Annotated in this window: 13 protein-coding genes; 12 read left to right on the forward strand and 1 reads right to left on the reverse strand. The window is 41.6% G+C overall.

Features of this window, described 5'->3' with window-relative positions; genetic code table 11:
- From WYK_RS23025 to WYK_RS23035, 3 genes are all read left to right on the forward strand, one after another.
- Positions 1-804, forward strand: coding sequence for an ABC transporter permease (locus WYK_RS23025; protein ID WP_040376760.1), 804 nt, complete (start codon positions 1-3; stop codon positions 802-804).
- Entirely contained in the window at positions 801-1874 is a 1074-nt protein-coding gene (locus tag WYK_RS23030) for an ABC transporter substrate-binding protein (RefSeq protein ID WP_040376762.1), read from the forward strand. The genes WYK_RS23025 and WYK_RS23030 overlap by 4 nt, the downstream gene beginning before the upstream one ends.
- 134 nt (positions 1875-2008) lie before the next feature.
- Positions 2009-2920 carry a peptidylprolyl isomerase gene (locus WYK_RS23035; RefSeq protein WP_051387876.1) on the forward strand — a complete coding sequence of 304 codons (912 nt, stop codon included), beginning with the start codon at positions 2009-2011 and terminating at the stop codon, positions 2918-2920.
- 217 nt (positions 2921-3137) lie between these two features.
- On the opposite strand, the gene WYK_RS23040 is transcribed toward WYK_RS23035, so the two are convergent.
- Positions 3138-3614, reverse strand: coding sequence for a YtxH domain-containing protein (locus tag WYK_RS23040; protein WP_051387878.1), 477 nt, complete (start codon positions 3612-3614; stop codon positions 3138-3140).
- A gap of 188 nt (positions 3615-3802) precedes the next feature.
- Here WYK_RS23040 and WYK_RS23045 point away from each other — a divergent pair, with 188 nt between their 5' ends.
- The 9 genes from WYK_RS23045 (at position 3803) to WYK_RS23085 (ending at position 20877) form a co-directional block, all read left to right on the forward strand.
- Entirely contained in the window at positions 3803-4267 is a 465-nt protein-coding gene (locus tag WYK_RS23045) for a MarR family winged helix-turn-helix transcriptional regulator (protein WP_040376763.1), read from the forward strand.
- Positions 4267-7383 carry an MMPL family transporter gene (locus WYK_RS23050; RefSeq protein ID WP_040376764.1) on the forward strand — a complete coding sequence of 1039 codons (3117 nt, stop codon included), beginning with the start codon at positions 4267-4269 and terminating at the stop codon, positions 7381-7383. Before WYK_RS23045 ends, WYK_RS23050 begins: the two co-directional genes overlap by 1 nt.
- A gap of 510 nt (positions 7384-7893) precedes the next feature.
- Positions 7894-8679 (forward strand): 2,3-dihydro-2,3-dihydroxybenzoate dehydrogenase, encoded by a 786-nt coding sequence (locus WYK_RS23055; RefSeq protein ID WP_040376765.1) that lies wholly within the window; start codon positions 7894-7896, stop codon positions 8677-8679.
- A 57-nt stretch (positions 8680-8736) separates the two neighbouring features.
- Positions 8737-9945: an isochorismate synthase DhbC gene (gene dhbC, locus WYK_RS23060; RefSeq protein ID WP_040376766.1), complete on the forward strand. Its 1209-nt coding sequence runs from the start codon at positions 8737-8739 to the stop codon at positions 9943-9945.
- Positions 9946-9961: 16 nt separating this feature from the next.
- Positions 9962-11596: a (2,3-dihydroxybenzoyl)adenylate synthase gene (locus tag WYK_RS23065; protein WP_040376767.1), complete on the forward strand. Its 1635-nt coding sequence runs from the start codon at positions 9962-9964 to the stop codon at positions 11594-11596.
- Positions 11597-11621: 25 nt separating this feature from the next.
- On the forward strand, positions 11622-12521 hold the full coding sequence (locus tag WYK_RS23070) for an isochorismatase (protein ID WP_040376768.1): 900 nt from the start codon (positions 11622-11624) through the stop codon (positions 12519-12521).
- Between the two features lie 35 nt (positions 12522-12556).
- Entirely contained in the window at positions 12557-19705 is a 7149-nt protein-coding gene (locus WYK_RS23075) for an amino acid adenylation domain-containing protein (RefSeq protein WP_040376786.1), read from the forward strand.
- Positions 19706-19727: 22 nt separating this feature from the next.
- The gene (locus WYK_RS23080) at positions 19728-19949 is read left to right on the forward strand and encodes an MbtH family protein (RefSeq protein WP_040376770.1); all 222 of its coding nucleotides are present in this window, start codon (positions 19728-19730) and stop codon (positions 19947-19949) included.
- A gap of 226 nt (positions 19950-20175) precedes the next feature.
- The gene (locus WYK_RS23085; RefSeq protein WP_040376771.1) at positions 20176-20877 is read left to right on the forward strand and encodes a 4'-phosphopantetheinyl transferase family protein; all 702 of its coding nucleotides are present in this window, start codon (positions 20176-20178) and stop codon (positions 20875-20877) included.
- Positions 20878-20970: the final 93 nt, after the last annotated feature.

Consider the following 20970-nt stretch of genomic DNA (forward strand, 5'->3'; position numbering starts at 1 on the left):
TTGAAAAAGAAATTAACTCCGTTGTCAGCATTTTTCCTTGTCCTTGTGTTTCTCATCTTGTACGCACCGATTTTCTTTTTAGTGTTTTATTCGTTTAACAGCGGCGGTACTATGTACAACTTCGAGAGTTTTACGCTTGACTGGTATAGAGAGCTGTTCTCTGATACACGCTTACTGATTATTGTTTTGAATACGGTAGTTGTTGCTTTGCTATCCGCACTTATTTCTACAATTATTGGAGTGTTAGGGGCCATAGCCATTAAATCAGTTAAAGGGAGACGGTCTAAAAACACCCTGCTTTCTTTAAACAGTGTGTTAATTGTCAGTCCTGATGTAATCATTGGTGCTTCATTTTTAATATTATTCACTATGGCTGGCGTTAAGCTTGGTTTCTATTCAGTTTTACTATCGCATATCGCTTTCAGTGTGCCGATTGTTGTCCTGATGGTACTGCCAAAACTTATGGAAATGAGCCCAACTCTGCTGGATGCAGCTTACGATTTAGGAGCAAGCCGCTGGAATGTGCTAACAAAGGTTATCATTCCATATATTACTCCTGGTATTTTTGCAGGATTTTTTATGGCATTAACTTATTCGTTAGATGATTTTGCCGTGACGTTCTTTGTTACGGGGAATGGCTTTTCAACATTGTCTGTAGAAATTTATTCATTAGCTCGTCGTGGAGTTTCCTTGAATATTAATGCTTTATCAACCTTAATCTTTATAGCTACGATCTTTCTGGTTATTGGCTATTACTTTATTACAAAACAATATAGTAAAAGCGGAATGGGGGGCAAAAAATGAAGAAGCTTCTCCAAGCATTCGTACCTATTCTAATCGTATCTATTGTGCTTTTATTTGTGATTTCAAGCTTAAATTCGTCTCAGGGCTATTCAAGCAAGAACAAGTTGACTATTTATAATTGGGGAGATTATATTGACGCCGATTTAATTAAGCAATTTGAAAAGGAAGCGGGCATTACAGTAGTCTATGAAACCTTTGATTCAAACGAAGCGATGATGACCAAAATTGAACAGGGAGGAACCGCTTATGATATAGCTGTTCCTTCTGAATATATGATTGATAAAATGATTCAAGAAGATTTACTTCTTCCGCTTGATCATAAAAAATTGTCAAATCTAAACAATATTGACGAACGATTTATGGACCTTCCGTTTGATCCGAAAAATAAGTATTCAATTCCTTATTTTTGGGGAACCGTCGGGATTGTCTATAATTCGAAAATGCTTGGTGATATCGAAATTACCAGCTGGTCGGATTTATGGGATCCGCGTTTAAAAAATGAAATCCTTCTAGTTGACGGTGCAAGGGAAGTAATGGGAATGGGGCTTAATAGCTTAGGCTATTCGTTGAATGATTTGAATCATGATCATCTGAATGAAGCAAAGAAAAAACTCGACTCATTAATGCCCAATGTAAAAGCAATTGTGGGTGATGAAAGCAGAATGCTGCTTGAAAATGAAGAAGCATCGATCGGTCTAGTGTGGTCCGGGGTAGCTTCTGAAATCATGGCAGAAAACGAAGATCTCGAATTTGTGGTCCCAAAAGAGGGATCGAATTTATGGTTTGATAATATGGTTATTCCGAAAACGGCCAAGAATGTTGAAGCAGCTCATCAATTTATTGACTTTATGCTGGATGCAGAAGTTGCCGCTCAGAATACGGAATATGTCAGCTATGCAACACCTAATAAAGAGGCACTGAACTACTTGCCTGAAGAAATTGTGAATGATGAACGATTTTATCCTGCGCCAGATCTAACTGAGAGACTTGAGGTATATGAGAACTTAGGCAAAAAAAATCTTGCTTACTATAATGAGTTATTCTTACGCTTTAAAATGCATACGAAATGAGTAAAACACCGTCCTTATCTTGGACGGTGCTTTTTTGTGAACATACTTCATGGTTCTTTCATTACCTGTTCATAGTTTATTCATAATTAGGGAGTAAGATTAGGTTAATTGAAAAAAGGGACGTGAATAAATTAATGAAGGACAGTTGGAAAAAGCCAAGTACATATGTATGGATTGCGGGTATCCTTGTAGTAGGAGCCTTAATCTTTTTGTTAATCACTTTTACAAGCAGTGCAAAAGGAAAAGCAGTAGCTACAATTGATGGGGAAGAAATAACGAAAGACGAATTATATGAGAATTTAGTTAGTCAATATGGTGCATCTGCATTAAGTACCATGATTTCCGATAAAATCGTTGATTTGGAAGCTAAGAAGGAAGATATTAAGATAACGGATAAGGAAATCGATAAAGAAATGAAAACGTTAATTGAATCCTATGGTGACGAAGAGACATTTGAACAGCAATTAGCGACTACAGGTGCGACTAAGAGTACTCTTGAAAAAGACATCGTAAAATACCTGCAAACGGTCAAATTACTTGAACCGCGAATAAAGATATCAGACGAGGAAATAAACACCTACTTTAAAGAAAATAAAGACTCTTTAGCACAAGAAGAACAAGTGGAAGCTTCTCATATTCTCGTAGAAAGTAAAGCAGAAGCTAAAGATATAATTGAAAAGTTAGCGGATGGGAAAAAGTTTGCTGACCTTGCTAAGGAGTACTCAACAGATACCGCTAGTGCAGAGAAAGGTGGAGAATTAGGCTTTTTCGGTAAAGGAGAAATGGCTGAGGAATTTGAAAAGGTTGCTTTCTCGCTTGAAAAAGGAAAAATCAGTGATCCGGTCAAAACGAGTTATGGCTACCATATAATCAAAGTAACAGATAAAAAGGCAGCGAAAAAGGCTAATCTTAAAGATAGCAAAACGGAAATTGTTGCAACATTAAAAAATGAAAAGCTACAGACTGAATATACAACTTGGCTGACAGAGAAACAAAAGGATTATGATATTTATAATAGTCTTGAAAGTGAAACAGAAACAGAATAAGAAAAACGGTTTAATTTGGTGTAAACCAAGTTAAACCGTTTTTTTCTGTCCATTTTGTTTTAGTGGGATAAAGTTCCACGTGAAACAATTCTGCTCTTTTTAGCTCAGTTCATTCAGAGGGAATGGACAAGCAGAGAAAACCTTGTATTTATCATAAAAAATTGAAGAGAAGGGTACCCTTCTCTTCAATCCTTGGAGATTATTTATTTTTTAACTATTATAATTTTGAAGAAGAAGTTTCGTATGTGCTTTTGTTAGAGTCATCTGTTTGTGCAGATTCAGTTAATTGTGTTCCAGCTTCAGCTACTTTACTGGTAAGTCCTTTGAGTTCTCCAGTTACTTCTTTTGCGCTGGATAAGGCTTCTGTAGATATTTCTTTTACTTCGTTCACTTTACCAAAGATATTCTCGTTGACTGTAGCATATAAATCTTGAGCATCACTAATTGCTTCTTTCAAGGTTTCTGAAGCTGTTTTAAAGCGATCAATCATTTGATCCTTAATTTCGGATGGGTTTTCTTTGACTTGTGTGAACATATCGACTGATGAATCTTTCAGATCCACTGCTGTTTCAGTCACTTTTCTACGGGTTGTTGAATCAAGAAGCATCAAAGCACCGCCTACAATACCTCCGATAATAATCCCTTTTATTAACTTGCTGCTGCTTTCATTATCTGTAGTCATTTGTTTTGACATAATTATTCCTCCTCAATAGATTTACTTTATATAATTGTTTTTGCCCGTTTTTTCCACTTTTCAAACGTCGATTAGTAAAACAACAAAAAAGAAAATACACCTAAAATTGACAGTAAAGTTTTACCATATTATAGTTTACTATGTTAATAGTTAACGACGTGAACTAAATGAGAGAGGTGTGAACAGGTTTGAACAAAGATCAAGTTACTGAGTTAATTCATCGTTATACAAAGGTGTCTTTTATTGTAAAGAGGATGGCTGAGTCGCTGATTAAGGATCAATTGTCAGACGCTTTGACAAATGGCCAATTCTATATGCTGAGGTACATACAGGAGCAAGGAACGTGTACATCTTCTAATCTTGCTGAAGCCTTTTTTGTTAATAAAAGTGCCATTACGGCTATTATTTCCCGCCTTAAGGATAAAGGGTTAATAAACCGGGTCCGAAATGAGGACGATCGAAGGGTGGTCTATCTGACTCTTTCGGAGAAGGGGAAGAACTTATTTACGGAAACAGAAATGAGAATTCACTTGTTGTTAGAAAACTTTATAACTGAGTTTAATGAAGATGAGATATCAGCATTTATAACCACCTATGAAAAACTCTCAACGATACTGGTGGACCTAAAGAAAAATCAACAGGAGGAATTATAATGAGGGGAATCGTAAAAGTAAAATGGGTCATTTTGCTTGCTTGGATTGTCATTGTCGCGGGATTACTGCTTACAGCACCAGGAATGGCTGATTTAGTCCGTGAAAAAGGTAATCTTGATGTTCCTGAGGGCTATTCATCTTCACTAGCTGCGGACTTGCTGAATGACATTCAGAAAGAAGGGGACTCTTCAGCAGCGCTTGTGTTCACGAGTGAAAAGAAATTATCGGATACTGATTTGTTGGAAATTGAGCAGGGGATACAAGCGCTTGAAAAGGATCAAACCAAGTTAGGAATTGCAGGAATTACAACTCATTTTAATGAGCCTGACTTAAAAGATCAGCTTGTTTCAGAAGACGGAAAAACCGTGTTGGTTTCCCTGACAATGAATATGAAAGATCGTGAACCAAAGCAAGTGTTAGCAGCTCTATATGACAGGATTGAAGATAATAAAGTTGAACATTACTATACAGGCGACTGGATTATTTCTGAAGACTTGAACACAAACTCGCAGGAAGGGTTGAAGAAGACAGAGGGGATTACGGTTGTATTTATTCTTGTCGTACTCCTGCTGGTATTCCGCTCAGTGGTTACGCCAATTATTCCGCTGATTACAGTAGGCTTCAGCTACTTAGCTTCACAGTCTGTGGTAGCTTTCTTAGTCGATCGTTTTGATTTTCCCATTTCCTCTTATACGCAAATTTTCTTAGTTGCTGTATTATTTGGAATCGGAACAGACTATTGCATCTTACTATTAAGCCGTTATAAGGAAGAATTATCAAAGCAAGAATCAATTCTAGAGGCCATTGTAGAAACTTATCGTACTGGCGGAAAAACGGTATTCTATAGCGGCCTGGCAGTCATGATTGGGTTTGCAGCAATTGGTTTTTCCACATTTAAACTGTATCAATCTGCGGCAGCCGTAGCAATCGGTGTTGCATTCCTCTTATTAGCGCTTTATACCGTGGTTCCGTTCTTTATGGCTGTGTTCGGTATGAAACTGTTTTGGCCGTCTAAAGGAAAGCTCGAACATAAGGAAAGTCGCTTCTGGGGATTTCTCGGTACATTTTCTCTAAATCGACCGGTCATTGCGTTAACTTTTGTCGCAGTCATCTGTGTTCCTTTTTTGTTGACTTATGATGGAGAGGTTTCTTATAACTCTCTTGAGGAAGCTGGAGATGATGTTCCATCCATTATGGCTTTCAATATCATCGCAGAAAGTTTCGGGCCAGGTCAATCGATGCCCACTCAAATTGTCATTGATAATGATGAACAAATGAATTCTGAAGAATATATCGGCTTGGCTGAGAAAATCAGTGAATCATTGAGTAAAGTTGATGGTGTTGATACTGTACGTTCAGTAACCAGACCTACAGGTGAACCAATCAAGGAACTATTTGTTCCAAATCAAGCGGCAACGCTTGGGGAGGGAATCGGCAAAGGAAATAAAGGAATTGAAGAAATCAGCAATGGACTTAAGACAGCAGGAAGTGAACTCTCGAAATCGAGTCCGCAGCTTAAGCAAGCAACGGATGGAATTGACAGCCTGATAAAGGGCACTGACGAGTTGAAAGGCGGCGTCGGTCAGGTTCAAACTGGATTAGGAAAAATCGAGCAAGGAATACGTGACGGATCAATGGGCTCTAAAGAAATTAATAAAGGCCTTAAGGAAATAAATACGAATCTACGTCAATTGGCTGCAGGAACCAATCAATTAGCTAAGGGTTACCGTGACGCAGCTTCAGGCTTAGGAACGATTAGAAAAGAATACGATGGGATTCAAGGCAATCTAACTACGATGGCTAAGTCACTCAGCAGGTTAGATTCGGCTTTTAAGGGGCTCGAAAACAGTAATCCGAATCTATTAACTAATGGAAACTATCAAACCATTAAACAAACTGTTCAAGGGGTTGAATCTGGATTGGTTCCAGCAGCAGCTGGAATGAAGGAGTTGAACAAAAACCTAGCTGTTATCCAGGGAGGTGTGGGTACAGCTAATAAAAGTTTAGCAGAAATTGCAGGTGGTCAAACGAAATTGGCTGCTGGGATAGAAAAGCTGATTACCGGCGTTAGTGAATTGCAAACTGGTTTAAATGCTGCAGCTAATGGTCAAAATCAGATTATCGGTAACCTATCTTCATTCCAAGGCGGGCTAGATAGCATTAATAATGGACAGCAGAAGCTTTTAACTGGTTTTTCCGGTCTTGATGGTCAAATGAATGAACTATCAAATGGACTGACGAAAAGCTCTAAAGGGCTTGATCAAGTGCATGATGGTTTGAATTCAACCGAAAGCTACTTATCTGGTCTTGCAGCGGTTGAAGATAGTATAGCGGGGGTTCATATTCCAAAAGAACTTTTAGAAAGTGATGATTTTGCACAGGTTTTGGACACCTATCTGCCTGGAGATCATAAAATTATGACGCTAGATGTGATTTTTAAGAACAATCCGTATTCAAATGATGCGATTAATAAAATTGATGAACTCGAAGCAGCGGTTAAACAAGCAACATTGGATACAAAGCTTGAACATGCCGAAGTAGCAATTGGCGGGACAACGAGTACCTACCATGACCTAGGGAATTTATCGGATGCTGATTTTTCCCGCACAGTCCTTTTAATGCTGTCAGGTATTGCTATTATCTTGTTTCTGATGCTGCGGTCGTTGGTCATGCCGATTTATTTGATTTTATCATTAATTTTGACATACTATACAGCTGCCTCTATCACAGAACTAATATATGTTGATCTACTCGGTTATGATGGAATTGGCTGGGCAGTACCATTTTTTGCTTTCGTCATTCTTATTGCGTTAGGAATTGATTACAGCATCTTCCTAATGGACCGCTTTAATGAATTTAAAGAACAGCCAGTAAGAGAAGCCATGCTGCTCGCTATGCGGAAGATGGGAACGGTCATTATCTCAGCAGCAATCATCCTTGGCGGAACGTTCGCTGCGATGATGCCTGCAGGGGTGCTATCATTACTGCAGATTGCGACCCTAATTCTTATAGGTCTCGTTTTATATGCACTTCTTATTCTGCCGCTCTTTATCCCAGTGATGGCTAAATTATTTGGCAGAGCCAACTGGTGGCCGTTTGTGAATCATAAACGGTAGAAATATAATGACTGCAGGTTGTCGATACTCTCGACAGCCTTTTTCGTTTGGGTGTCTTTAGTCATGTTTGTAAAAAAGGATTTAAAAGAGGTGAATAGGGATTTCTTCTTATTGATTAGCTGAGGAGAAGACAAAAAAATCATAGACATGCGTGAAGAATATCGTGAATAAAAATTAATCAACGATTAATCAAAAGTGAGCTGCAGGTGTGGTTCAATGGGCATTTATGAGGGAGCCTATAAAAAGGCTCCCTCATAAATGAATGAAAAAATTGGCTTTAATGCTAAGGACGAATGTACCTTGTATAAAGAATAGGTCTTTCTTAGCAATTCACGGAATACCCATTGACCGTTAAGGTAGAAATGTATAACATTACCTGTAGAATTTGATTGATAATGATTCTCATTATTGATGAGACAGGTGGAAATCTCCACGATTAAATGGGAGTGAGCCTTTAATAGATCGAATTATTCAAACTAGTATTTCTGATGAAGAAAGGGAGAGGTAAGTATGTACGCACAGGAGTTTAATGGGAAGGTTGCGCTGGTTACAGGAGGAGCGCAAGGCATTGGAGGTGCAGTGGTTCAAACCTTGGCAAAACTTGGTGTTGTTGTAGCGGCGGTTGATTTCCAAGCTGAAAAGTTACAGAAGCATGAAGAAGCTTTGAAGTCTGAAGGGTTAGACGTTTATGCGTTTTCAGCAGATGTGAGTGATAGCTTGGCTATCGATAGGCTGGTTGATACTGTTGAGCGGGAGATCGGTCCAATAGAATTATTGGTAAATGTTGCCGGAGTACTTAACCCAGGATTAATAGAGTCATGCAGTGATCTTAATTGGGAAAGGACGTTTGCTGTCAATTCTACCGGCGTTTTCAATGTTTGTCGTTCCGTCAGTAAACATATGGTGGCTAGGAAAAAGGGATCCATTGTTACAGTAGGTTCCAATGCGGCGAGTGTTCCGAGAATTTCTTTAGCTGCTTATGCGGCATCTAAGGCAGCTGCGACTATGTTTACTAAGTGCTTAGGTTTAGAGTTAGCGCAATATAATATTCGATGTAACATCGTTGCCCCTGGTTCGACAGATACAGAAATGCAATGGTCTTTATGGGAGGGCAATGATGGAGCGAGAACAGTAATAGATGGTATTCCGGAAGTATTTAAAGTAGGAATTCCCCTGAAAAAAATTGCTGAACCTTCTAACATAGTAGATGCCATTCTTTTCTTCCTATCGGATCAATCCAATCATATTACCATGAGCAATCTCTGCGTGGATGGAGGAGCGACCCTAGGCGCTTAAGCCATTTTTGGATTTACATAACTGAATATTCAATTAAAAAAGGGAGTTGTTGATTAGATGAAACAGGAACCTAGCTCTGGTGTTTTGGAAAAACCTATGTTGAAGGATTACCAAGTTGGTGACTTCTTTCTATCAAGTCCGAACCAAACCATATTAGGAAAAGGTTCCATGATAACTGTTCCAATAAATGAGGAGCAAGATAATCAAATGGAAGGACTCACTGATCGGGTCGCAGCGACATTGAAGTATGCAGAAAAGCAAGGACATTGTAATCCAATCGTCACAGGGGCAATACCCTTCGATTATAAAAAGCCAGCTCATCTGCATGTACCGCAGACGGTACACATGTCTGCTTGTTTACAAGAATATGAGGTTGGCAAAACAGTAGATACAGATAGACCGCCTGCATATGAAATACAATTCGTTCCCGAACCTGCTCAATATATAGAAGGCGTGGAGAAAGGGCTGGCTCAGATAGCCAGTGGTCATCTAGACAAAATTGTACTGGCTAGATCCCTGCATCTTACTTCATCTGCGAATGTGGGGATTCATCAACTTCTTCATAATCTAGCTGCTCAAAACACAAAAGGGTATACATTCGCTGTTGATTTGAATAAGGAAGGAAAATCCATTCGTGATAAATCATTAATTGGAGCCAGTCCAGAATTACTTGTTTCAAGGAATGGGTTACGCGTAGTCGCGAATCCCTTGGCGGGTTCCAGGCCGCGAAGTGACGATCCAGTGGAAGATCAAAGAAGGTCGAAGGAATTGCTTTCGTCTTCAAAAGATTTACATGAACATGCTGTCGTAGTAAATGCAGTTGCGGAAGCACTTCGACCGTTCATGAAAAAGATAGAGGTACCTGATAGTCCATCATTAATAAGTACAGAGACGATGTGGCATCTATCAACAGAAGTGAAGGGGGAACTTGCCCTTCCTGAGACTTCTTCTCTAGAACTGGCGATTGCCCTTCATCCGACTCCGGCCGTATGCGGTTCACCGGCGGAACGAGCGAGGGAATCCATTTTGGACATTGAATCCTTCGACCGAGGTTTCTTTACGGGAATGGTTGGATGGTGCAATGCTCTAGGAGATGGTGAATGGGTCGTTACGATTCGATGTGCAGAGGTTGAAGAAAACGAGCTTCGGTTGTTTGCAGGGGCAGGAGTAGTCGGAGAATCAAAACCGGAAGAAGAACTGGCTGAAACGACGGCTAAACTTCAAACAATGCTTCGTGCAATGGGAATTACAGAGCTATCAAAGTAATGTGGAGGAGATTTTAATGTTGAACGGTTTCACTTCATGGCCTAAGAACATGGCTGATTTATATAGAAAAGAAGGCTGTTGGAAAGGAGAAACTTTCGGCAGTATGCTGCGTGAACGTGCGAAAAAGTATGGAAGTCGAATGGCTCTTACTGGCGGGGATAGAAACCTGACTTATGCTGAATTGGATACTCAAGTGGATCGATTAGCAGCAGGATTTCAAAAGCTTGGAATTAAAAAGATGGACCGGGTGGTCATCCAGCTTCCTAATATTGTTGAATTTTTTGAAGTCTGTTTCGCATTATTTAGAATTGGGGCTCTTCCTGTTTACGCCCTGCCATCACATCGCAGCAACGAAATAGACTACTTTTGCGAATTCACTGAAGCGGCCGCCTATATTATTCCGGATATGCACGGCGGATTTGATTACAGAACACTAGCCAGAGGGGCGCAAAAGAAAAATGCTACCTTATTGAATGTGATTGTGGCAGGAGATTCTGAGGAATTCATATGTTTAAAAAGTTTATATAGAGAACCTGCCGATTTAGTGGAAACGAATGTTCAACCGAGTGATGTTGCGTTCCTTCAATTATCCGGCGGAAGTACCGGGTTATCCAAATTAATTCCAAGAACGCATGATGATTACATATACAGTTTACGGCTAAGTGCTGATATTTGCGGAATCAACCAAGATAGTATTTATCTTGCGGTACTTCCAATCGCTCATAACTTTCCAATGAGCTCACCTGGTACGCTGGGTACGCTGTATGGAGGTGGACTGGTTGTTCTTTCACCTGGTCCAAGCCCAGATGAAGCGTTCCCTCTTATTGAAAAATATGGCGTAACGATTACAGCACTTGTACCCCCGCTGGCTTTGAGGTGGCTTGAGGCCGTTTCAACACGTAATTATGATTTATCCAGTCTTCAGGTCCTTCAAGTTGGAGGAGCGAAGTTTAGTGCTGAAGCGGCACGTCGTGTAGGTCCAGTATTTCAGTGTGTATTACAGCAAGTATTTGGGATGGCGGAAGGATTAGTGAACTATACAAGACTTGATGATCCCCAAGAGATTGTCGTGAACACACAAGGAAGACCTATGTCTGAACTGGATGAAATTCGAGTGGTTGACGAAGAGGATAGGGAAGTAGCACTTGGTGAAGTTGGAACTTTATTAACCAGGGGACCCTATACGATTTGCGGTTATTACAACGCACCGGCACATAACGAGAAAGCCTTTACTAAAGATGGTTTTTACCGGACAGGTGATTTGGTTAGTTTGAACTCTTCAGGGTACCTGACTGTGGAAGGACGAGATAAGGACCAAATCAATCGAGGCGGCGAAAAAATTGCAGCAGAAGAAGTGGAAAACCACCTGCTGGCGAGTTCGTCCGTTCATGATGCAGCAATCGTGGCCATGCCTGATGACTATCTTGGGGAGCGATCCTGTGCATTCGTAATACCTCGAGGGGAAACGCCTAAAGCGCGAGAACTTAAACAATTCTTAAAAGAAAGAGGTTTGGCTGCCTATAAAATTCCCGACCGAGTGGAATTTATGGAGGCCTTTCCTAAAACTCCATTAGGAAAAGTGAGTAAAAAAGCATTGCGTCAACTAATTTCTGACAAGTTACGTGCAAGCCGTAAGGCCATTCATAAATAAATAATGAGGATAAAGGAGTGATTTGATGGCTATTCCTGCTATCACACCATATGCAATGCCTGTTGAGTCTGATTTACCAAAAAATAAAGCAGCGTGGAAAGCAGAACCGAAACGTTCCGTTCTTCTTATTCATGATATGCAGCAATATTTTATCGATTTTTATAAAAAAGGTGATTCGCCCATACCAGAATTACTGAAGAATATAACAACCATTAAAAATCGTTGTATGGAATTAGGAATTCCGGTTGTTTATACGGCCCAGCCTGGAGAGCAAAATCCTAAGGACCGCGCGCTCTTAACTGATTTTTGGGGACCAGGACTCGATAATAATCCGAACCAAACGAATATTGTGAGTGAGGTTGCACCAACGGACGATGACATCGTGTTGACTAAATGGAGATACAGCGCATTTAAAAGAACTAATCTTCTTGAATTAATGAAAGAACAGGGTCGTGATCAACTTATTATATGCGGAGTATATGCTCATATCGGCTGCCTTTTAACTGCAAGTGAAGCGTTTATGCAGGATATAGAATCCTTTTTAGTAGCAGATGCAGTAGCAGATTTTTCTTTGGAAGAGCATAAAATGGCCATAAAATATGCAGCAGAACGATGTGCGTTTACCATTTCAACCATTCAATTGCTTGACCAATTAGAAACCCCTGAACAATCATCATCGGAAGAAACCAATCTGACGTTGGAGGAAGTAAGAATGCTTATCTTTGAACTTCTTGGCGAAGATCCTTCTGAAGGTCTCGAAGATCATGAGGATTTAATCGACAGAGGGATGGATTCTATTCGCATGATGAGCCTTGTGGAAATGTTAAGAGAAAAAGGGGCAGACATAAATTTCATGCAGTTAGCTGAAAAACCAACGATTGCTGCTTGGGGGAATCTGTTGTCCTCTAAAAAAGTGTTAGCTTGAACCGAGGCGGAAAGGGGATAGATGAAGTGAGTAATATGGAGAATCAACAGCGATGGGCATTGTCCGGCGCACAGTCCGGCATATGGTTTGCTCAGCAGCTAGAGCCGGATAATCCGATTTATAATACCGGTGAGTACATAGAGATTAAAGGGAACATTGATCTTAATAAGTTTGAAGAAGCACTGACTAGGGCTGTAAAGGAAGCGGAAAGTTTACATATCCACTTTGGTGAAGATGAAAGCGGACCCTATCAGGTAATGGGATTCGCTGATGAAGTACCCTTTCGTTTCTTGGATGTAAGTGACCAAAATAATCCCGAAGAGAAGGCCCTGCAATGGATGAAAGAAGATCTACAGCATCCCATTAACCTAAAAACGGATAGACTCTTCTCTCAAGCCATGTTTATGGTCGCGCCCGATCGGTATTTTTGGTATCAGAGGATTCATCATATTGTCATGGATGCCTTCGGCTTTTCATTGCTATCGCAGCGAGTGGCGAAATTATATACGGCACTTGTTGAAGGTCGAACCTGTGAGGAAACAGCCTTTAGCCCCTTTGTTAAGCAATTGGAAGAAGATTTAGGCTATCGAGCATCAGAGGAATTTCAAGAGGATCGACAGTTTTGGCTGGAGCGCTTTGCTGACCAACCGGAAGTCATGAGCCTGGCTGAACGGGCTCCGAGGACATCAAACGGTTTTCTTAGCCAAACGGGTTATTTGTCAACAGCTGCTGCACAATCGTTTAAAAAAAATGCTCATAAATATGGGGGAACATGGCATGAATTGGCCATGGCCGTCACTGCTGTGTATATCCATCGTCTGACGGGGACGGAAGATGTCATCTTATCTCTGCCGATGATGGGGCGCTTAGGATCTGCTTCAATTAATATTCCAAGTATGGTCATGAACTTATTACCGCTTCGTTTAACGGTTCGACCGGAAATGACGTTGAAGGAGTTAGTAAAGCAAGTATCAAAAGAAGTGCGTTCGATTCGCCGCCATCAAAACTATAGACATGAAGAACTTCGCCGCGACCTCAAGCTTCTTGGTGATAATCAACGATTATTTGGTCCGCAAATCAATGTTATGCCTTTTGACTATGGGTTGGATTTTGCCGGTAATCAAGCGATTACACATAAGTTATCTACAGGACCTGTCGATGACCTCTCAATCAATATTTATGACAAGTCAGATGGAAATGGACTCAGAATCGATTTGGATGCGAACCCTGAAGTGTATGGTTTGGAGGAATTAACCACCCATCATACCCGCTTCTTAAGCCTGCTCGAAAAAGTGGCTGGTCTTTTAGAGGTCCATTTAATTGGGGAACTCGAAGTGCTGTTGCCGGAAGAACGTGTGAAGGTTATTCAGCAGTGGAATCAAACAGACCAAGAAATTCCTCTTGCTAGTCTGCCAGAATTATTTGAAAATCAAGCAGCAAAAACCCCGCACCTGACAGCCCTGGCAGATGAAAAGACCGTTCTTAGTTATGCTGAATTGAATGAGCAAGCTAATCAACTTGCCCATCTGTTAGTAAAAAAAGAATTAGGACCCGAAAAATTTGCAGCGATTGCCTTACCACGCTCTGTGAATATGGTCGTTGTTATGCTGGCTGTATTAAAAACAGGGGCCGCATACTTACCAATCGATCCCGACTACCCAATTGATCGTATCGATTACATATTGAATGACGCGAAGCCAATTTGCCTTATAACAAACAGGGAACTTGCTTCGAAGTTACCAATTGACGGGGCAACTGAGCTCGTTATATTGGATGAATTAGAACTGCATCAATATCCTAATAAGAATATGGATGACACAAAACGGATTGGCAAGCTATCACCGCTTAATCCGGCTTATATGATTTATACATCTGGTTCCACAGGGAAACCAAAAGGTGTCGTGATTCAATCGGAAAGCTTGATTAATTTCCTTTCTTCTATGCAAAGTCAATTTTCCTTGCATCAAGAAGATAGGCTTTTGGCGGTTACTACTATTGCTTTTGATATATCTGGTTTAGAAATTTACCTGCCGCTTCTTCATGGAGCCAGCTGCGTCGTGGCTTCCAAGGAGACGGTCCAAGAGCCTAAGGCATTGGCAGAAATGATGACACAGCATACTATTACAATTATGCAGGCGACACCGACGCTTTGGCACGCAATGGCAGCCAATTATCCAAATGCTATCAAGGATCTCAGGGTACTTGTTGGCGGGGAGACACTTTCCATTAGTTTAGCCACAGACTTACAGGAGCTAGGCTGTAAAGTAACCAATCTTTACGGACCTACTGAAACGACGATATGGTCAACATCAAATTCACTGAATTCTGAGCAGGCAGGCATGCCTTCTATTGGATCCCCTTTATGGAATACACAGGCGTATGTGCTTGATGGCGGATTACAACCAGTTCCTCCAGGTATCGTTGGCGAATTATATATTGCCGGCATGGGGCTGGCCCGTGGATACCTAGGCCGACCTGATTTAACAGCTGAGCGTTTTGTTGCAAACCCGTATGGTCCGAACGGGAGTCGGATGTACCGTACAGGCGATTTGGTACGTTGGAGAGATGATGGAAGCCTTGATTATCTTAGTCGGGCAGACCATCAAATTAAAATACGTGGTTTCCGAATTGAACTTGGAGAAATTGAAGCAAAGATAGCTCATCATCCAGAGGTTGAACAAGTGTCAGTGATTGTCCGTGAAGATATTCCCGGGGATAAACGAATTACAGCCTACATTGTCCCTTCAAGGAATTCAACAGTGGATTCAGGAAAACTTCGTGAGTTTGTCGGCAGTAGTCTCCCAGATTATATGGTTCCATCCGCAATCGTTGTTATGCAGGAGTTACCGCTGACACCCAATGGGAAACTTGATCGTAAAGAATTGCCAGTGCCTGATCTCTACTCTCTGATTTCAGATCGAGTACCGAGAACACCACAAGAAGAAATTTTGAGTGAGTTGTTTGCCGAGGCTCTTGGTCTTTCTAGGGTAGGGATTGATGATAGTTTCTTTAATTTAGGCGGTCATTCACTCCTTGCCTCAGCGTTAATAGCTCGCATACGGAGTACATTTGGAGTGGAAGTAGGCATAGGGAAGATTTTTGAAGCGCCGACGGTATCGAGCCTTGCTAAACAGCTCTCTAATGGAAAAAGTGCACGATTGCCTGTGAAAAAAACGAGTAAACCTGAAAAGATACCTCTTTCCTTTGCCCAAAGGAGATTGTGGTTCCTGCACCGTCTTGAAGGCCCTAGTCCAACCTATAATATTCCACTGGTAATCGAGCTAGCCGGTGATTTAGATACGAAGGCTCTCGAAGCCGCAATCAATGACATTGTTGCTCAACATGAAACGCTGCGGACAATTTTTCCAGTGACCGCGGGGGATGCCCATCAATACATCATTGACTCTTCAGAAGCACAAGTTGAATTGTTGGTTACAAGAATAAATGAGTCGGACTTAAATGCGGAGATTACTAGCGCTACTCGCTATAGCTTTAATCTTGCCATGGAGCCATCCATTTACGCCCAGCTTTTCACAGTAAAACATGACAAGCATGTTTTAGTTTTACTGTTACATCATATTGTAGCTGATGGATGGTCCCTCACACCGCTTACACGAGATTTAACAGCAGCATATAAAGCACGGACTCGTGGGGAAGTGCCTAACTTGCCTCCTCTTCCCGTCCAATATGCAGATTATGCGCTTTGGCAGGAAGAGTTGTTGGCACGTGATAGTGGTGAAGACAGCTTAGTCGCTAAACAGCTCGATTATTGGAAGGAGACATTGGCTAATCTTCCTGAACAATTGGAATTGCCTATGGATTTCCCGCGTCCTATCGAACCAAGTTATAAGGGGGATTCATGGAGATTTACCATTCCATCTGTCCTGCATGGCAAGTTAATCGAACTGGCCCGAGAAAATGGTGTCAGCTTATTTATGGTGTTACAGGCGGGACTTGCGTCTTTGTTTACTCGCCTTGGTGCGGGTACTGACATACCAATTGGAAGTCCGATTGCTGGGCGAAATGACGATGCCTTGAGTGATATCGTTGGGTTATTTATTAATACCCTAGTGCTGCGTACGGATACTTCTGGAAATCCTACATTCCGTGAACTTCTTGAAAGGGTGCGGACAGTTGATTTAGAGGCTTATGAACATCAAGATTTGCCTTTTGAACGATTAGTAGAAGAATTGAACCCGCCACGTTCAAGGTCTAGGCACCCGTTATTTCAAACTATGCTTGCTCTGCAGAATACGCCTGAGCCGAAGTTGGAACTTCCAAACGTTCAGTCCAACTTAGAGCTAGTTAATGTAGGAACTTCAAAGTTTGATATGACGATTGAAATTCGTGAAAATTATGATGAAACAGGGAAACCGGACGGTATGGACGGGCTCCTGGAATATAGTACAGAGTTATATAAAAGCAACACAATTGAGCAGCTGCTTAACCGATATGTACGATTACTGGAAGGTGCTGTAACGGAACCGGATCAGCCAATCGGCCGGCTAGAAATACTTGCGTCAGAAGAGCGTCAAAAAATTCTAATTGATTCAAATCCACATGGTAACGAGATAGAGCAAGAGACCTTGCCTGCATTGTTTGAGAAACAAGTGAGTAAATATCCTGGAAAAATTGCTGCAGTATTTGAAGAGGAATCCGTAACCTATGCTGAATTAAACAAAAGGGTGAATCAACTTGCCCATCTGTTGATAGATAAAGGAGTAGGAGCGGAGCAGTTTGTAGCACTGGCTACACCAAGATCATTGGATATGGTTGTTGGTTTACTGGCAGTACTAAAAGCTGGGGCGGCTTATTTGCCTCTAGATCCAGACTATCCAATCGACAGACTAACATTCATGCTCCAAGATGCAAAGCCAAACTGTGTTCTTACAAGTTCCAGTGTGGCAGCCAGTCTTCCAGGTTTGCGTAGCCAACAAATTGTTATGGATGATCCAAGCACGCTAGTAGAATTGTCACGATATTCTACAGAAAACCCACTAGACAGTGACCGGAAACAGCCTATATCACCTTTAAATGCAGCCTATATTATATATACATCAGGTTCAACGGGTGTACCAAAAGGGGTAGTTATTCCTCATCAAAATGTTACCAGGCTTTTTGGGTCGACAGAAGCATGGTACCAATTTAACACTGATGATGTTTGGACAATGTTCCACTCGTATGCTTTTGACTTTTCAGTGTGGGAGATATGGGGAGCTCTTCTTCAAGGCGGGAAGCTTGTGGTTGTTCCACATACAATCAGCCGATCACCTGAAGAGTTTTTACAGCTCCTTGTGGATGAAGGAGTCACTGTTCTTAACCAGACCCCATCTGCTTTTTATCAATTAATGCAGGCGGATCGGAACCATCCGGAGCTTGGGCAGGATCTTGCGTTACGGTACGTAATTTATGGCGGGGAAGCACTTGAACTTAGTCGTTTGGAGGATTGGTATAGCCGTCATCCCGAAAATGCACCGCAGTTAATTAATATGTATGGCATTACAGAAACCACCGTTCATGTAAGCTATCTTGAGCTTAATCGAGACATTACCTCCGTGAAGGCGAACAGTCTTATAGGCTGTGCGATACCGGATCTTGGCGTGTATATACTGGATGAGAGTTTACAACCAGTACCGGCAGGAGTGACTGGTGAGATGTATGTTTCTGGGGCTGGTTTGGCCCGTGGTTATCTTGGACGCCATGGTTTGACGGCTGAACGTTTTGTTGCGAATCCATTTGGTCCATCTGGACGCCGAATGTATCGGACTGGAGATTTGGCCAAATGGCGTGAGGATGGTTCATTAGATTATCTGGGACGGGCCGACCACCAGATCAAGATTCGCGGCTTCCGGATTGAACTTGGAGAAATTGAGGCAATACTTGCCCAGTGTACTGAGCTGGAACAGGTTGCAGTTATAGTACGCGAAGATCATCCAGGTGATAAAAGATTAATTGCTTATGTGGTGCCAGCAGCCAATACGGTATTCGATTCTGCTGCATTACGTCGGTATGTAGCAGCTAGCCTTCCAGATTACATGATTCCATCTGCTTTTGTGCAAATGGTAGATTTGCCATTGACAGCGAATGGAAAGCTGGATCGAAAAGCATTGCCAGCTCCGGATTTCGATATAGCTGTATCAGGGCGCGGACCAAGGACACCCCAAGAAGAAATTCTTTGTAAGCTGTTCATGGAAGTTCTCAATCTTTCGCATGTTGGAATAGATGACGGTTTCTTTGATCTAGGGGGACATTCCCTGTTAGCCGTTCAGTTGATGAGTAAAATACGTGAGGCGCTGGGCGTTGAATTGAGTATAGGAAACTTATTCGAGGCGCCGACAGTTTCTGGTCTAGTGGAAAGGCTTGAAATGGGTTCGAGCCAAAGTGCTTTGGATGTCTTGCTTCCACTTCGTAAAAGTGGGAAAGAACGCCCGCTGTTTTGTATTCATCCAGCGGGAGGCTTGAGCTGGTGCTATGCGGGGTTAATGACAGCTCTCGGACCGGACTATCCGATATATGGTCTGCAAGCTCGAGGTATTTCTGAGCGTGAGCGTTATCCAGGAACACTAGTAGAAATGGCACAGGATTATATTGAACAAATCCGTAAAGTCCAGCCGCAAGGCCCTTATCGGTTATTGGGTTGGTCACTGGGTGGAAATGTCGTACATGCTATGGTTACCCAATTGCAAAACGAGGGAGAAGAGGTCGAACTTGTGGCCATTCTAGACGCCTATCCAAGTCAATTTTTGCCGTCTACGGAAGCTCCTGACGACGAGGAAGCCTTGATTGCCCTGCTTGCTTTGGGAGGGTATGACCCTGATACTTTAGGAGACAAGCCATTGGATGATGCTGGTGCGATAGAAATTTTGCGTCAGGATGGAAGTGCATTGGCTAGTTTGGAAGGCGAGACAATCCTTAACTTGAAAGAGACTTATGTAAATTCTGTTCGAATCATGGGTGAATATGAACCGGAAATGTTCAAGGGTGATGTTTTATTCTTTAAATCAACGATTCTGCCAGAATGGTTCCCTGGTATTTCTACGGATACATGGAAGCCGTATATTAGCGGATTGATTGAGCAATATGATATTGATTGCCGTCATAAGGATATGTGTCAGCCTGAGCCGCTTGCAGAAATTGGACAGCTGATTGCAACTAAGCTGGCGAAGATGAAAATTCCGCAATAAATAATGAAGGTGGAGATAACGTATGACCAATCCATTTGAGAATGAAGATGCTGCATACAAAGTATTAATAAATGAAGAAGGTCAGCATTCCCTTTGGCCCGCCTTTTTGACTATACCTGAAGGCTGGTCCGCCATATATGGAGAAGAAAGCAGAAAGAACTGCTTGGAATATATCAATGCAAACTGGATCAATCTTCAGCCTAAGAGTTTAAAGCTTGTTACGAACATTTATAGTACAAAGTAAGCTGCATAGATAAAATTTAGTCGTTTGTGTGGTTGTCATCTTTAGGGTTCCTGCTAAGCTTTCTCTTTGTATGCAAGTGTGGAATCGAACGAAGTATCTTGGTATCCTGCCAAATCAGAAATTGAGGCGGACTGAGTAAGTTATCGATAGAAAGTTTAGAATAGTGGGTTGCTGAATGTAAATCAGCGGCCCCTATTTATTTGTTCCAATGAAAGGAGGGATTCTGGTGGTTGAAGTATATAGTTGTAAATTACCTGTAAGCAGAGAGGATACGGTTATAGAAACATTACTTTTTCACGTTTCACAAGAAAGACAGAGTCGATTAAAAAGATTTGTGAAGATTGATGACACATACCGTTCGCTAATTGGCGATTTGCTCGTTCGTTTTGCTTTCCAAAAACGGTACGGTTTAATAGATGGGGAACTGAAAATAGCAACCAATGATTATGGCAAGCCATTTTTACCTGAGTACCCTTCTTTTCACTATAACATCTCCCATTCCGGTGAATATGTGGTATGTGCTGTTCACGATGATGCAGTGGGTGTGGATATTGAATACATAGGTCCATTTGATTTGCGTCTCGCTAAGGAGCTTTTTACTCATGACGAGTATCAGGAAGTGCTGGCAAATGAGGATAGCCTGACGGTTTTTTATGATATATGGACCTTAAAAGAAAGTTATATTAAGGCCGTTGGGCAGGGCTTGTCCAAGCCGTTAAAGGGGTTTTCGATAAAGAAGGATTCGAATAAATCCATTCAAATAACGGATATGCAAACAAATAGGCAGGTTATGGATTACGAATGCAGACAGTATAAGATAGAAGGCTACCGTCTCGCTGTTTGTGCTCATCATGCCAATGCCGAACAGTTTAGAAGTCAGCCTATCTCTGTCACATTTCAAGAAATTTGCGAGAGCTTGAATGCCTGAATAGGCATGGCTATAACGAAACCCAATGTACATGGAGGAATTGAAATTGAGAGAAATTAACGTTGCACAGGTGATTGAAGGGAGTAAGTTTAA

The sequence above is a fragment of the Peribacillus psychrosaccharolyticus ATCC 23296 genome, from assembly GCF_000305495.1.
GTDB classification, from domain to species: domain Bacteria; phylum Bacillota; class Bacilli; order Bacillales; family DSM-1321; genus Peribacillus; species Peribacillus psychrosaccharolyticus.

What these genes read in the sequence shown, in the direction of transcription:
- WYK_RS23030 (WP_040376762.1), top strand. Translation starts at nt 801, where the DNA reads ATGAAGAAGCTTCTCCAAGCATTCGTACCTATTCTAATCGTATCTATT.
- WYK_RS23035 (WP_051387876.1), top strand. Translation starts at nt 2,009, where the DNA reads ATGAAGGACAGTTGGAAAAAGCCAAGTACATATGTATGGATTGCGGGT.
- WYK_RS23040 (WP_051387878.1), bottom strand. Translation starts at nt 3,614, where the DNA reads ATGTCAAAACAAATGACTACAGATAATGAAAGCAGCAGCAAGTTAATA.
- WYK_RS23050 (WP_040376764.1), top strand. Translation starts at nt 4,267, where the DNA reads ATGAGGGGAATCGTAAAAGTAAAATGGGTCATTTTGCTTGCTTGGATT.
- WYK_RS23055 (WP_040376765.1), top strand. Translation starts at nt 7,894, where the DNA reads ATGTACGCACAGGAGTTTAATGGGAAGGTTGCGCTGGTTACAGGAGGA.
- dhbC (WP_040376766.1), top strand. Translation starts at nt 8,737, where the DNA reads ATGAAACAGGAACCTAGCTCTGGTGTTTTGGAAAAACCTATGTTGAAG.
- WYK_RS23065 (WP_040376767.1), top strand. Translation starts at nt 9,962, where the DNA reads ATGTTGAACGGTTTCACTTCATGGCCTAAGAACATGGCTGATTTATAT.
- WYK_RS23070 (WP_040376768.1), top strand. Translation starts at nt 11,622, where the DNA reads ATGGCTATTCCTGCTATCACACCATATGCAATGCCTGTTGAGTCTGAT.
- WYK_RS23075 (WP_040376786.1), top strand. Translation starts at nt 12,557, where the DNA reads ATGGAGAATCAACAGCGATGGGCATTGTCCGGCGCACAGTCCGGCATA.
- WYK_RS23080 (WP_040376770.1), top strand. Translation starts at nt 19,728, where the DNA reads ATGACCAATCCATTTGAGAATGAAGATGCTGCATACAAAGTATTAATA.